Source organism: Verrucomicrobiales bacterium (assembly GCA_016793885.1).
Lineage (GTDB): Bacteria > Verrucomicrobiota > Verrucomicrobiia > Limisphaerales > UBA11320 > UBA11320.
The window spans coordinates 1-14832 of the sequence record JAEUHE010000107.1 but is presented as its reverse complement, the minus strand read 5'-3'; the positions used below and the strand labels follow the sequence as shown (position 1 = coordinate 14832).

At 59.9% G+C, this 14832-nt stretch carries 6 protein-coding genes; 1 reads left to right on the top strand and 5 read right to left on the bottom strand.

Going from position 1 to position 14832, the window contains the following annotated elements; genetic code table 11:
* Positions 1 to 115: 115 nt before the first annotated feature.
* The 5 genes from JNN07_12410 to JNN07_12390 form a co-directional block, all read right to left on the bottom strand.
* Positions 116 to 895: a hypothetical protein gene (locus tag JNN07_12410; protein ID MBL9168537.1), complete on the bottom strand. Its 780-nt coding sequence runs from the start codon at positions 893 to 895 to the stop codon at positions 116 to 118.
* 197 nt (positions 896 to 1092) lie between these two features.
* Positions 1093 to 2949 carry a CRTAC1 family protein gene (locus tag JNN07_12405; GenBank protein ID MBL9168536.1) on the bottom strand — a complete coding sequence of 619 codons (1857 nt, stop codon included), beginning with the start codon at positions 2947 to 2949 and terminating at the stop codon, positions 1093 to 1095.
* Complete coding sequence (locus JNN07_12400) at positions 2946 to 5825, bottom strand: tetratricopeptide repeat protein (protein ID MBL9168535.1); 2880 nt, start codon at positions 5823 to 5825, stop codon at positions 2946 to 2948. The genes JNN07_12405 and JNN07_12400 overlap by 4 nt, the downstream gene beginning before the upstream one ends.
* Positions 5826 to 6004: 179 nt before the next feature.
* Entirely contained in the window at positions 6005 to 8461 is a 2457-nt protein-coding gene (locus JNN07_12395; protein ID MBL9168534.1) for an FAD-dependent oxidoreductase, read from the bottom strand.
* Between the two features lie 275 nt (positions 8462 to 8736).
* Positions 8737 to 12411, bottom strand: a complete 3675-nt coding sequence (locus tag JNN07_12390) for a VCBS repeat-containing protein (protein ID MBL9168533.1) — start codon at positions 12409 to 12411, stop codon at positions 8737 to 8739.
* A 283-nt stretch (positions 12412 to 12694) separates the two neighbouring features.
* On the opposite strand from JNN07_12390, the gene JNN07_12385 reads away from it, so the two are divergent.
* Positions 12695 to 14377 (top strand): hypothetical protein, encoded by a 1683-nt coding sequence (locus tag JNN07_12385; GenBank protein ID MBL9168532.1) that lies wholly within the window; start codon positions 12695 to 12697, stop codon positions 14375 to 14377.
* Positions 14378 to 14832: the final 455 nt, after the last annotated feature.

The following is a 14832-nucleotide window of genomic DNA, read 5'->3' as shown; positions in this document are numbered from 1 at the left end:
GCTCGGAACCGGTTGCCCCTGGATCACCGACTAGTGGCCGGAAGTGGCGTTGAAGAGGGGCCCGAAGACGATCCCCTAAACCTGGGCAATCGCCAGTCGGTGATCTTCACGCTCCTTACTTGGTTGTGCCGGGCTTGCCCGCTCCGAGAATGCTGGCGAGACGACTTTGGATGAGCTTTTCCATGCTTTCGAAGCGGGTAAAACCCGCGGGAGCTTCGAACACGGTAGTGTCGGGTTTCTGCAATTTGACATCGCGAAAACTCATCTCGATGATCGAATCGCCTTCCGGCAGGAGGATCTTCACTGGAAACTGTTTGAGGTCGGTGGCATTCCACACCGTGCCTTGAATCCGTTCCCCGCGACTATTGGAGACGGTGACTTGGTTCTTGATGCAAGGATGGTTATTGATGGTTTCCCGTCCGAGTTCGGTGAGCTTCACCTCATACTTGAGTGCGAAACCGGCGACGTCCTCCGGAGTCATCGGTTCCTGGGTGAATACCTTCGCAGGTGCGAAGGCGACGATGGATATCTTCCGGTCGGGTCGCAAGATGCTCACGACCTGTTCCATGCCGGCCTGTTTGAACATGGCGAGACCTTCCTCCCCCATGGCCGAGGCGGTGATCTGCTTCAGGTTGACCTCGGCCCTCACTTTTCCATCCAGGAACTGCATCTGCATGGGCATGCGAACGAGTTCCTTGTTCATGCGGTCGGTCATGCGCAAGTCGGTCGTGCCTGTAAAGGCCTTGTGCGAGCCGAAGAGCTGGAGCAGGGCTGGGTTAAAGCCTGTTTGGCCGCCGGGGATCTGGGCGGGTAGGCGCAGGCTGAAACCTAGGAGGGAAACGGCCACCATTAACGCCCAGTTGGCGACCTGGGCTCGTCGATGAGAAATCGTCATAACGAGGCGCAACCTAGCCTGGGTCGCCCTCAACTCTCCAGATTTTTGTTGAGCCAGTTGGAGCCGCGATTTACCACCCATTAATCCAGTCTCCCTTGCTGGGCCTGTGGCCCGCAGGCTTCAACACTACTTTTGACACTTCGAGACGGAAGACCATACCGAGCGGCATTGCACGCTTGGTTTCCGGAACGTCCTTGTCAAGGTGACTGCTTCACCACACTGAGTGCGCCGAGGGGTGGAGGGGCCAACTTCTGGATGTCACCCCCGGGCCAGATGATCTCGATCTCCTGGATCTGGCTGCTCGCCGGCAACCCGAAGGTTACGGGCAACTCGGACTGACTCAGATAGCTTCGCGTGGGCATCACCTGCCGCGAGAGGGTGGAAGTTTCTGTTTTCACGTGAATCCAGGCTCCAATGGCATCCCGGTTGGATTTGGAGCCGACCAGTTTTAGTCGGAACCAGGAGTTGCTGGAGGCTTGATCATTTCTCAGGAGCATCGGTGCGGCACCCACCTGGGTGATGATGACATCCTGGTCTCCATCCCCATCGATGTCGGCATAGGCCGAGCCTCGTCCCACGATCGGCCTGAAGAGGTCGGTTCCGGCACTCTCGGCCGTGACATTCACGTAGCAGGAGCCGCTGTCGGATCCGGTGTTCCAGAACAACTGAGCTGGCTGCCGGTAGTGCTGGCTCTTCTGGATTTTGTTGATCTCCTCCTCGAGGTGTCCGTTGGCCGACAGAATGTCCAGGCGCCCATCCAGATCGTAATCAAAGAAGAAGACCCCGAATTTGAGCAGGAGCCGGCTGGCGGGCCCAATCCCCTCGCTGATTGCCGCATCGGTGAACTGCGTCGGGTCGGACTGCTGGGTGTAGAGAGCGATCATCTCGTTGGCAAAGTTGCCGATCACGATGCCTAGGTTGCGGTCGTTCCGATAGCACGCGGCATCGATGCCCATGGCTCCCCGCGTGTTGCCGTAACTGTCGAACGCAATGCCTGAGATCTGACCGATCTCCTCGAAGCGTCCCGCCCCGGCGTTGGTGAAGACCAGATTGGGGGTAGTGTCGTTGGCCAGGATCAAATCGATGCGGCCGTCGTGGTTGATATCCACGGGAGCGATACCGAGGCTTTTGGCGGCTGGAACACCCGTGGCTGGGTTCTTTCGTTGGACGCCACTCCATTCCGAGATGTCGGTGAATTTTCCGTTTCCTTCGTTGCGGTAGAGGTAAGGGAAAGTTCCGGCGAAGGTCATCGGAGGTCCGTAGGCCCGGGTGGATCCGTCGATCTTGAAGCCGACTTCGAAATCGATCTCCCGCGACCAGCGGACATAGTTTGCCACGTACAAGTCGAGGTCCCCGTCATTGTCGATGTCGATCCAGGCCGCGGCTGTGCTCCAAGCCTGGGGATCGCCCGTGACTCCGGCGGAGGAAGCCACCTCCTTGAAGCGCCCGCCGCCCTCATTGTGAAAGAGGCGGTTGGCCCCCACCGCTGTGACAAACAAGTCGACCTGGCCATCATTGTCGTAGTCGCCCACCGCGGCCCCCATACCGAAAAAGCTGACGTCAAGCCCGCTCCCCACCGTCACCTCCTTGAAGCTTCCCTTGCCATCGTTTTGATAGAGAGCGGAGGTGGTGGGGGATTTGCCAGCCGGGACTTTGCCGTCCCACCAGGTCGAGTTGACCAAAAAGAGATCCTGGTCCCCATCGTTGTCGTAATCAAGGAAGGCCACTCCTCCCCCCATGGTTTCGGGAAGCAGCTTTTCTCCTTGGGCTCCGTTGTTGTGGACGAACTGAATTCCTGCGGCGGACGTGATGTCGGTGAATTTGACCCGCGGAGGTGGCGCCACGGGCTTGAGCGCGGGAGCGGGAGCGGTGATGGTGGTTATCTGGGCGGGGCCGGGAGGCTTTTTGCGCCGAGCCACTGCCAGCGTTACCGCGACTCCAATCGCTATCAACACCAAAACGCCTGCGGAGATTTTAAAGGCGCGGCCGATGACCGAGTCGTCGACTTGGGCAATTTCCTCGGGTTCAGGTTGAGGAGGGCGAGAGTTGCTCATCGGGAGGCCTGTTGTTTGATCGGGGCGGCACCATTCGAGGGGAGGCCAAAAGCTCCCGGGCGCTGCGACGGGTAGATGACTATGGCCTGTGCCGCATGGTCGGCCGCTGGATTGTTTCGTCGGGCGATCGTCACAGCGCGGTCGCGGGCATTGTCGTCCGGTCGGTACTTCTCATGCAGCCGCCGGTGTTCGGTCGCCTGAGCGGTGTTGCCGAGTTGGGCATGGATCAGGGCCAGGTTGTAGTGGGCCGTGAGGTTCTCGCTATCGAGTGCCAGAGTCGCTTGAAATCGGTCCATCGCCTGGCGAAGCAACCCTTCCCGCTGTTCCTTGCGCGCCTCCCCCCGTTCCATTTTGGCCCTCTCAAACAGGGTTTGTCCCAGCTCGTTGAGAACTTCGTAGTCTTTGGAAAAATCGAACCCGCGCTGATCGAGCTCCGGATATCGGTCTTCCAGGATGCTTTTAAATTCCGTTATGGCTTTGTCCAGGTAGCCGTTCTGCTTGTTCACCAGCCCGCTGAACCAGGCGACGGTCCATCGGGGCGGCGGCGGGTTCATTCGGCCGGCGCGTTGGAGTGCTTCCACAGCATCCTCCAATCGGCCTTCCTTGAAATAGACGCGTGCCAAGTTCACCGGGCCGTCCGCCCGCCCCAGTCTTTCGACCTGCTCAAACGCGTAGGTGGCCTGGATCAGCTCTCCCTTTTCGCTGCCCTTGTCACCCTTGTTGAGCAGCCCGATTCCATAGTCGTTCCAGCGCATCCACTCGGGGATGGACGAGGGTGGAGGAGCGGAGGCCAGGGCCGGTGCAGACTCGACGGGCAGGCTGAGGCGATCGGAGGAAATGATGCGAATGGGCAGGCTGTTGGAGATCCGGAACGGATCGCCAGCCTGGTGGTTGGTGCCCATGAAGTAGTTGACGAATAGAGTGTCGAACTTCCGGTACTTGAGTTGAACCTGGACATCCAGCGGGGCGGAAAGATCGGGAGGAACGGTGAACTCATAGTGCACCACCTGCCCGGACCCGGGGGGGATCTGGTTGTTGTAGAGCGGAGTGAAGATGTCCTGGGCGTTGCGGCGGTCGATACGGTTTCCGTCCTTGTCCAGCATGTAAACATTGACGAAGTGGGACCATTCGTCGACTTCGCCTTGCGGACCAAGCCCGCCGCTGCGGGCGATCGTGCGTCCGCCGCTGGTGGCCTGGAGATCCACCCAGATTTCGTTCGAATCGACCGTTCCCTGGGAGAAGTGATGGGCCAGGCGCGGGGTCGTCCGCAGCACGATTTCCAGCAGATACTTTTGCCCTCGTTTGAGCGTAGGCAGCGTGGGCCGCAGCGGGGCGAGGATAGGACTGTCGATCGTGCCACCTTCCTTCAGCGCAAAGATATCGACGCGGACGGTATTGGTTCCGAAGGCGTCATGCTCCTTCACGATGTCGTGATCTCCTCGCAGATAGGGCAGGGCGGTGTTCGCCGAGGGAAAGAGATGATCGTGGATGTAGCGTTGCGAGGAGTTGGTAGGGTTGAAAAAGTTGGCGGCGAAGTCCTCGGATGGCTTGAGCGGCATGTGGCAGCCATTGCAGTTCGGCTCTGATTTGGGCGGGTAGTAGAAGGAGCGCGCGCCATGGCCGGATCCGCCGCTGAGCAGATGAGAATCGTAGTGGTTTTGGCCACGCAGCCATTCCTTGTAGTGGGTGACCTCGGCCGGAAGGCTGACCTTGTGGCAGACGGAGCAGTATTCCGCCGACTTCATGAAGGGTTTCAGGAAGGTCTTTTTGTGGAAATCGGGCTTGGCCTTCACCAGCACATTATTGACCCACTGCAGGACATCATTGGTGCTGGTAGCGAAGGGATAGTGGATGGGCTCCTCGATCGTGTAGGCCGAGTTGCCGATGGTGCTGTTGATGTGGGTGATGCTATGGCAGGAGGTGCAGGTGATCCCAGCGTTCGCGGTGGGATGATTCTGCATGTCAAAATTTGGATCATCGAATGCGCCGCTGAACAGCGGGACGACATCGTGGCAACCCGCGCACCAGCGCGAGCTCCGCATGCTCCCCGTTCGCTTCATCGACACCTCGCGGGTCTCTTTGATGCTGAACAGGTAGGCAGGGTTGTTGAACGAACTGAAGTGGTGCGAGCTGTGAAACCATCCTTGGTAGGCATCCTCATGGCACTTCTTGCAATAGTCATCCATCATCAGTGTCTCGGCGGGGATAAACTTGCCCGTCGCGGTTCGCGCCTGGGAGGGTTGGAAGTATTTCTCCCCCTCCTTGGATCCGATTTCGCTTTTCTTGGGATGCTTCGAGTGCAGCGCGACACTTCCCAAAACCAATACGCCGACCGCGGCGGCCCAGCGGAGCCCGATCTGCCATTTGATCCGCGGTCCGGCCAATCGATGCAGCACATACAGCCACATGGCGATCAGGGGGGTGATGACATGGGCCCAGTAGATCGGGCTCCGGACGTTCGGGTTCTTGATCGAGAAGAAATCGAAACGCATCAGCGCCACACCGGAGACCAGGAGGATCAAGGAGCAGATGAAGAGGGAGTAACCTACCCGCACCGCTCTGCGATTGGGGCGGTCATAAGAGTTGCGAGCGTGGATGATCCCGAAGATCACCACTGGGACAATGAGGAGCAGCCCAAGCGCCAGATGCGCGCCGAACATCACCATGTAGAAGTAGTTCTGGTAGGATAGTCCTTTGAACCACTCCAGGAACGTGATGCTGGCCAAGTACACGGAGTTCGCGCCCAGAAGAGCGAACAACCCGAAGATGACACCTAACAAGAGGCGCAGACGCGGACCAACCGCTCTCACATATTTGCGCTTAGGCAGGAGTGGGTCCGAAGCGTCCGGCGGAGTGGAATGGGAATCACTGCTCATGGATCGATCATGTCATTTCGTGCCGTCTCGTCCTGCTCTGTTGAGTATCGGTCGCCCGCCAGATTTGATAAGCATCTTGCTAGCTGATTGAAATGTAGAGCTTTAGCCGGGCCTCAGGCGAGCCTGCTGGGACAGAACGGCTGATTTGAGGGGCGAACGGGCAAGAATGCTCGAATGCTTCATCCCGCCAGCACACGTTTCCGCTCAGGGTCGAGCGGGGTCTTCAAGTGCGGGGTGGCTGCGTAACGCTTGCCGGAGATCACAATTTCATATTTCCCGGATAGCAAAAAGTCGCGACTGACTTTCTCTGAGTGCTTCACGTAGCCCAGCCCCACGGCGGCGTTCAAGGAGTGGCCATACGAACCGGAGGAGGTGTAACCCACAGCCGAGCCGTTGCGTAAAATGGGCTCGCTGCCCCACAGCACCGGCTCGGGATCCTGAAGGACAAATTGCACCAATTGTCGCTTCCAACCGTTGGATTTTTGAAGCAGCAGCGCCTCGCGGCCGAGAAATCCGCCGGGTTTATCCCAGGCAACGGCGAAGCCCAGTCCCGCCTCGAGCGCGGTGTCGTCGGGCGAGAGGTCGGCGCCCCAGGCCCGATAGCCTTTTTCCAGTCGGAGCGAGTTGATGCTGTAGTGTCCGGCGTTAACAACGCCTAGGTCGCGTCCTGCGCTTATCAGGGAATCATAGACCAGCGTCGCCTGACTGACAGGAACGTGGAGTTCCCAGCCCAGTTCGCCGACGTAGGTCAAGCGGAGCGCGCGCGCAGTGGCCATGCCTATGGCGATCTCCTGGGCTCGGCCGAACGGGAAAGCCTCGTTGGAAAGATTGGCGTCGGTGAGACGCGACAGCAGTTCGCGGGATCGAGGCCCCATCACTCCGATCACGCTGTAGGCTTCGGTAATATCGGTCGCCTGGGCTTGCTCCCCGGGCAGGAGGTTCCGTCGGAACCAATCCAGATCCCGCACCGTCTGGGCCGTGCTGCCGATCAAGTAGAAGGTGTCGGCGGACAGCCGGACCGCCGTGAGATCGTTCTCGAATGTCCCGCGCCGATTGAACATGCCCGTGTAGACGGACTTCCCCACCGGCACATCCATATCCGCGGCGCAGAGCCTCTGGAGGACACCCAGAGCGTCTGCTCCGCTGACCAAGTACTTGGAAAAACCGCTCTGATCGAAAACGGCCACCGTCTCGCGGCAAGCCAAATGTTCACGGCGATGTGCGTCGAACCAGTTCTGCCGGCCAAAGGAGTAGTTCATGGTCGGCTGGGTGCCGGGGGATCCAAACCACAGAGGACGTTCCCATCCATTCCGGCTGCCGAAACAGGCGCCTTGTTGGGCAAGTCGGTCGTGGAGCGGTGTCTTTCGCAGGTTGCGGGCCGATTCGAACTCGCGATTGGGCCAGGCCATCTGGTAGTGCAGTCCAAGCACCTCGGTCACCCGTTCGCTCAGAAAGCGACGGTTGTTGGCCCAAGGAGCAAAGCGCCGGATATCTACCGACCACAGATCTAGCGTTGCTTCGCCCGCGATCATCCACTCGGCGAGATATTTTCCAGCGCCTCCGGCGCTGGCGATTCCAACCGAATTGAAGCCGGCGGCGACGAAGAGGTGGCGCAGCTCGGGGGCCTCGCCCAGGATAAAATTGTTGTCGGGCGTAAAGCTCTCGGGCCCGTTGACGAACTTCTCAAACTTGCAGTTCTGGAGAGCGGGAATGCGGTGGCGCCCGTTGGCCAGGGGGACGGCGAACTTGTCCCAGTCCGCTTCCAGGAGCTGGAACGAGAAGCGGTCCGGGATCTGGTCCACATTCCAGGCTTTGGAGTAGTCTTGGAAAGCGCCCAACATCACCCCGCCGGATTCACCGCGAAAGTAGATGCACAGGTCGGGGTCTCGTCCCACGGGCAACTCATCGAACGCACCGGGGATGGGTTCGGTTACCACATAGTGATGCTCCACCGGGTAGAGCGGAATGGTCACGCCGCAGCGGCGTCCCAGCTCCCGGGTCCACATGCCGCCGCAAAGAACCACGTACTCGGCCTTAATGGAACCCTGGTCGGTTTTGACGCCGGTTGCCCGGCCGTCGCGATGCTCCACCTCGAGCACTCGAACGTTTTCCAAAACGAGCGCGCCCCGGCTGCGGGCTCCCTTGGCGAGGGCTACGGGGATCTCTTTGGGGATGACTTTTCCGTCCAGAGGCAGCCAGGCCGCCCCCAGCACATCATCGATACGGATGAGCGGCCATTTCTCGAAAGCCGCTTCGGGGCTGATCAGATGCGCCTCCACGCCGAACAACTCCGCCATGGCCATGGTTCGCCGCAGTTGGATCATCCGGTCCTCCGACTTGGCGACGATGAGGCTGCCCACCTGCTTCCAACCGATCGAGTGTCCGGTCTCCTGTTCAAGACTGGCGTAGAGTTCGGCGGTGTACTTGTTGATGCGGGTCATGCTATTGCTGGTCCGCAGCCGGCCCACCAGCCCGGCTGCGTGCCAGGAAGTGCCACCGGCCAACTGATTCTGCTCCAGCAGGACGACGTCCCGCCAGCCGAGTTGGGTGAGATGATAGGCCACGCTCGCGCCGATGACACCGCCACCGACGACCACGACCTTGGTTTCGCGAGGGAGAGAGGTTTGAGAGGACATTATATCTTCGTAGTGTTGCGTCGGCATCGCACGGACGCGCTCTGATGGACTGCCCGACTTGACCCAGAAAAAACAGCGTTAAAAGTTCAGCAAATAGGCCCACGAAAGCAACGAGAAAACGAGGCGGGGGAGCTCTGGGGCTGTGGTTATTTCCGAGTGACGGGAGGGTATGATCGGAAGTGGCAGGCAGACTGCAGCTTCGACGTGGCAAGTCCTAGGGCTCTTGTGGGCTCGACGCAATCAGAACTCCTAAACTCAATCGAATCGCTTCCCGATTACTCCTTTGGCTCTCTAGCTTCAAACTTTCGTGCTCCCCCTGGAATCTCATACACGTTCGTCGTCCCGCGCGGCCAGCGGACTTCCAATCGGGTTGGGCTCTTCGATAAACGGGTTGCCAAGTATACCCTAGGCGAGGATTGAGAAAGATAGCCGCCACCCGCATGAACTTCGAAGGTCTGCACCGATTGTTTGTCCCGAATCACCCGCAGCCCGGCTCCAATACCCGTGGGATTTCCTGGCGCTCCACTCAGGCTGATCTCGAGGGCTGCGTTGGTGCCACGGGCCTGGTTCTCGAGTGTCAACAGGGAGGCGTTGTTCTGGGCGATCAGGACATCGGGGCGTTGATCGCTATTGACGTCCATGGTCACCATGGCTCGAGAATCTCCGGCTGCCAACAGTCCACTCGCGCGCGGCGACACCGGCTGGAATCCCCCCCGGCCATTGCCGCGCAGCACCAAGCCCATGCCCCCGTTCAAGGCTCCGATGTCCTGTTGGGAAGCGGAGAAGTTCTGGGCTAGGATGATGTCCTCGTTCCCGTCGGCATCGAAGTCGCGCACCGCGACGCCGAAGCAGGGCGCACCCTGTGCGAGGATTGGTAAGGCGGTGAATTCGAATCGGCCTTTTCGCACATTGCTCAGGACCCCAGTCTCCAAGGTGTTCATCTCCAACCGGCGTCCCTTCCTCGCGAGAGAATCGGTCAGCCACTCCGCGAGAGGGGCTCGTGCGTAGGACTCTGCATCGGCGTAGCGGTTGAGGAGGGAAGGGATCACCTGGCCTAAAGTCTCCCAGCGGCGTCGGGGCAGCAGACGATGATCCTCGAAATACGCCTCGATCCATTGCGGCGTTCCACTCCCGTCGAAGTCCCCATAAAAAGCGACGGAGGGTTCGGTGGCGGTGGCCCGGTAAGGTGTATTCAGACCGAGGTTGCCGACCACGAAGTCGATATCTCCGTCGTGATCGAAATCTCCTCCCGCGATACTGGTCCACCATCCGGTCCGACCCAGCCCGGCCGCGGCCGAGGGAACCTCCATCAGCGTCCCCTCGCGATTCGAGAACAGCCTGACCTGGCCCCATTCGTGAGTGACGAGCAGATCAAGCCATCCATCCTCATCCACATCCGACCACATGGATCCGGTGACCATGCCGGTTTCACGCAATTGCGGAGCCAAGCCATCGGTTGCATCGGCCAAGGTACCGCGCTCGTTGCGCAGGAGCCGATTGCGAGCCGCGTGGGGATACCGGCCCGGGATGCTTCTTCCTCCCACAAAAAGGTCCACGTCGCCGTCCCGATCGAAGTCAGCCGCCGAGACGGTGCTTCCGGAGTCGACATCGGGGGGCAGGGTGGTTGGTGGAGCCAACGCGAAGTCGCCCTTCCCATCATTGACGTAAAGCCGGTCGGCCAACACCGGTTCGCCCTCGGCACACTCAACTCCGCCCGATACGACGTAGAGATCCAGATCTCCATCGCTGTCGAGGTCGAAGAACAACGCTCCGAGGTCCTCACTCGGCGCCGCGGCGTGGAAGGCCGGGCAGGTGAGCTCGGTGAAGCTGTGGTTGGCGTCCTGGATCCACAGGCTTCCAGCAGAACCAGCGGCTCCGCCCAGATACATATCCTCTCGACCATCCCCATTGACGTCCCCACACGCCAGCCCGGGGCCCCAGCGGGACAAAGCCCAGGGGAGGAGTGGTTCCCGGGTGAACTCATCGAAGTCCTGTTCCCGATGCTGGGCATGGGCTAGGCGAGAGGTGTGCCGGAACCAGGACGGTCGTACCGGAGGCTCGGGGGCTGGGGGAGGACTCTCGGATGGTTCGGTGATGGTCAACCATTGGTTGGCCGCGATGTTGGCAAAGGACTGGGTATGCCCGCTGGGCCACTCCACCGTGAGTTTTTCCGCTTGGGTTTCTTCGCCTAGGCCAAACTGTGCCAGTGGTTCATTGGCTGAAATGAATCCACTGGCCAGGGTGAGCCGGCGCACTTGCTGCCCGCGACCGGTTTCGATCCGAATCGTGGCGCCGATGCCCCCGGCATTGCTCCGAGTTCCTTTGAGGCGGACTAGCAACCGCCCCCCGCTGGGACTATCGTTCCGATAAACCAAGGGTTCCTCCCCGAACGACATCACCACCAGGTCGAGGTCGCCATCCCGATCCAGGTCCGCCACCGCCGCTCCGTAAGACGCACTGGGCGCGCTCAGCCCCCAGGCTTCGGCGACTGGGGTGAACCTCAGGTCTCCTTGATTTCGAAACGCAAGATTGGGCTCCTTCAAGACCGGAGTGGACAGCCAATTTCGGTTGCCGCGATCCTTCATCCGCTTGAGCCGGTCGGTGTTGACGAAGTCCCGCGCCATACCGTTCGCGACGAACAGATCCACCCATCCATCATTGTCAAAATCGCCAAACTTGGGAGACCAGGTCCAATCCGTTCCGGAGACGCCCGCGAGCTGGCTGATCTCGAAGAGCCGGGATCCTCCTGTGCCCAGGAAAAGAGTGTTTCGAGGGTATTGTTTCGGCGTTGCCACTCGAAGGAACCAGGACTCCTTTTCATCGACGAAAATCTGCATGCGTCGGAGATGAGTGGATCCGCTCATGTCGGTGGCTAGGAAATCGAAAAGGCCATCATTATTGATGTCGGCTGAGTCTGAACCCATCGAGGACCAGGGGATGCAGGGTAGGGCCGAGATAGTGACGTCCGAAAATGTCCCATCCTTTCGGTTTTCGAAAAGTCGGTCGGAGCCTTTGTAATCATTGCTGACATATAAGTCGGGCCATCCATCGGCGTTGTAGTCCCACCAGTGGCTCGCCAGCCCGATCTCGTTGCCGATGATCCCGGCCTTTCGAGCCCCCTCTTCGAACCCACCCTGGCCATTCCCATGGTAGAGTTGATCGCGTTGTCCGGCGATGATCAGCTCGGATCGTCCTTCCCCTTTGGACATGATTTCGAACAGCTCCTTGAAGTCCGGGTTGACCTCCAGCTTTCGCCCCTCCCCGACCTGGATGACGCCGCGGGCGAAGCTGTCCTTGGAGGATCGGGGCAGCCGCGACTCGCTGGTGACGGCCAGTCGATGAGTCACCAGGTGGGCATCGATCCACCCGTCTCGGTCGTAATCCTCAAAGGCGAAGGCCACGCTGGCACCGGAAAAATCCAGGCCTCGGGCCTTCGACTCATCCTGGAAGACGCCCTTTCCCTGGTTGATGAACATCAGGTTCGGGGCGTTGAATACGGCAACCGCGAGATCCAGGTCGCCATCGTTGTCAACATCCACGGCCGTCGCTCCCGCACACCATTTTCCCGTCGCGCGCACTCCCGCCTGCTCGCCGATTTCTTCAAAGCGCCAGTTCCCGAGATTGCGATAAAGGCGGTTTCCCTGGTCATAGTTCGTGAAGAAGAGATCCGGCCAGCCATCGCCATCCATGTCTCCGACGCAAACGCCGGCGCCGCCACCCTGGTCCTGCAGGAGCTCGAAGGCTCCATGAGCTGGAAACCGGTGGACTAGCTGGATGCGAGTTTCGGCGGAGGGCAGTCGGCTGAACTGCATGGCCTGGCCGTCGCCGCTACGTGGTGACAGCGGAGCAACTTGAAGCGACCCGGGTGCGGCCAGCATTGCACTGGTGCTGGTCCAGAGGCCAAGCAGCCAGCTCGCCGTTGGGGGCGATGCTCGGAGAAGGCTCCTCACACGTCGATTTGCGCTGGTCACGAGTCGGTTCAAGATGGGTTGGCCGCAGACTACGGAGGCAAGGCTCGCGAGACAAGGTCGAGATCGATTTCTGATTCTCATGGGATTTTTCCGCTTCCCGCTTGACCCGCGCGGAAGCTCTCCATAGGTTCTCATTCCACAGACCCCAAACAGTTAAAACCCCAAGCAAAGTGTATTCTTTGTCTGGGCTCCTCGTGATTCTGCGTGCTCGTTTTACGAGGGTGGTAAGGAAATGGAACAATCAACAGTAAGGAAAGTACGTATGATAAATCATCCCCTACTTAGTACCTCCCTAAGCCTATTCCTATTCAGTGCCGGCCTTTGCCTGGCTGATCGGGCCACGCTCGACGAGACGAAGACGCAGTTTGCGCTGCCACTGGAGACGGCGCCGACGATTGACGGAGTGATCGACACAGCGGAGTGGAATCGGGCGGCCGGAGCGAACAACAACTGGCGGACCCGGATTGTGACGGTGACCGATGCCGAGGGCAACTCGGTGCAGGAGATTCGTGGAGGGAGCATTGGCGATGCGGGGACGGTTCCGGCGGACGATGCGGACTTGAGCTTCTCGATCTTCGCGGGCTATGACGCGGACTACCTGTATGTGGCGGTAAGGGTGAGGGACAGCGCGGTCGTGAGCGACAGCGCCGCCGAAGGGAGTGCGAATGGGACGACGTGGATGGACGACAGCGTTGAGGTGTTTATCGATGGGGACAACAGCAACTACCCGGTGCGGGACACCTTGGGCAGCACGCCTGGAGTGGTGGGCACGGGAGGTCAGTATGTGATCACCGCCAACAATGCCTATCGTGAGGCGGAGGCCGGCAACCCTGGTTATGGGGAAGAGGCGGATAAGGCGTGGTATGCGAAGACCACGGTGACCGCGACCGGGTATGATGCAGAGTTTCGGATCGCGTTGAAGTCGATCGGCAATCCGGCGGTGGGTGAGAACATTGGGTTCACGGTGGGGGTGAACGATGACGACGACAGCGGCGTCGGTGAGCGGCAGGTGATCTGGGTAGGAAAGCCTCACACCGAATGCAGCTATGGCAATTTGGTGCTGGGGCATCGGTCGTATACGGCGCCGAAGGTGACGGAGTCGCCGGTGGTGGATGGGGTGATCAATGCCGCGGAGTATGCCGGAGCTGAACGGATCAGCCTGGACGGAACGAGCGGGAACAGCGAGTTGGATGGTCTGGCGGATGGATTCGCCCGCGGAGACCTGAACTATCGAGCCTGGGCGGTACATGACCAGGATGCGGTGTATGTCGCGGTGGACGTGGTGGATGATCAGATCTTTACGGAGAGCGCGGCACCGGGATCGGAGGACGGGAGCACCTGGGAGGATGACAGTGTGGAGATCTTCTTTGATGCGGATCACAGCAAGGATCTGGCCCGGGGCACCAAGCTGTATGAAGGCCAGTATGTGCTGACGGCCAACGGGGCCTGGCGTGACAATGAGGCGAACAACCCGACGTTTGGCGAGGAGGGCGACTGGTATGCAGTGTCCAAGCCTTCGTTCAAGGGGTATCAGGTGGAGTTCAAGGTCAAGAAGACAGCGCTGCTGGATCCGGCCGATGGCACCGTGATGGGTTTCAACGTGGCCGTGAACGACGACGACGGCGCCAATCGCAAGTCCCAGCTCAACTGGGATGGCCGTCCGCACAGCGAGTTCACCTATGGACAGATCGTCCTTGGGGGCGGGACGGACGGAAGCACACTGCGAATCAGCGGAGTTGAGCAGTCGGGCAATAACGTCAAGTTGACGTTTATCGCCTCGAACGCGGGGGCAACGTATGCGGTCGAGACGGCCTCAAATATCGCTGCTCCACAATGGGGTGCCGTGGGAGGCGTTTCGTTTGGCGTGGGAGCGGGCGGCAGCCTTACCGCCACCTTCCCGAAGCCCACGGGCAAAGCCCAATTCTATCGGGTGAACGCTCAATAATCGAAAGGCCCTCGCGTTGGTTGAATGAGTCTCACACCCCTAGTCTGGCGCATCCAGGCTAGGGGTTTTTGTTGGGTATGGGCGGCGTTGGAGGTTGAGGCAACGGATCCAGCAACGCGGTCAATGCGGCGACTGCTAGTCGATTTAAGGTTGGGAGAGACTCTGTCGAGCCCGCGCAGGCCCAATAGTGCAAGGGTCGGATGAGCTGCGGCGAGGAGCGATAAAGAGTCATCGAAGTCAAGAGGCCTATCAGGGGAGCTTCGGTGTATGGGTGCGAGGGTGGGGCTAAGATGGCGTGAAGGAACATCGGTGTCGTGCCCTGAGCATTACCCACAAGTTCGGAGGGCTTCCTCCCTATCCCAACGGGATTGCGCCTCAAAGCCCAGGGTTGGGAGGAACGAGCTACCCTGGGGAAAACGCCATAGAATCCACAACCCCATCGTGGGTTGCGAACC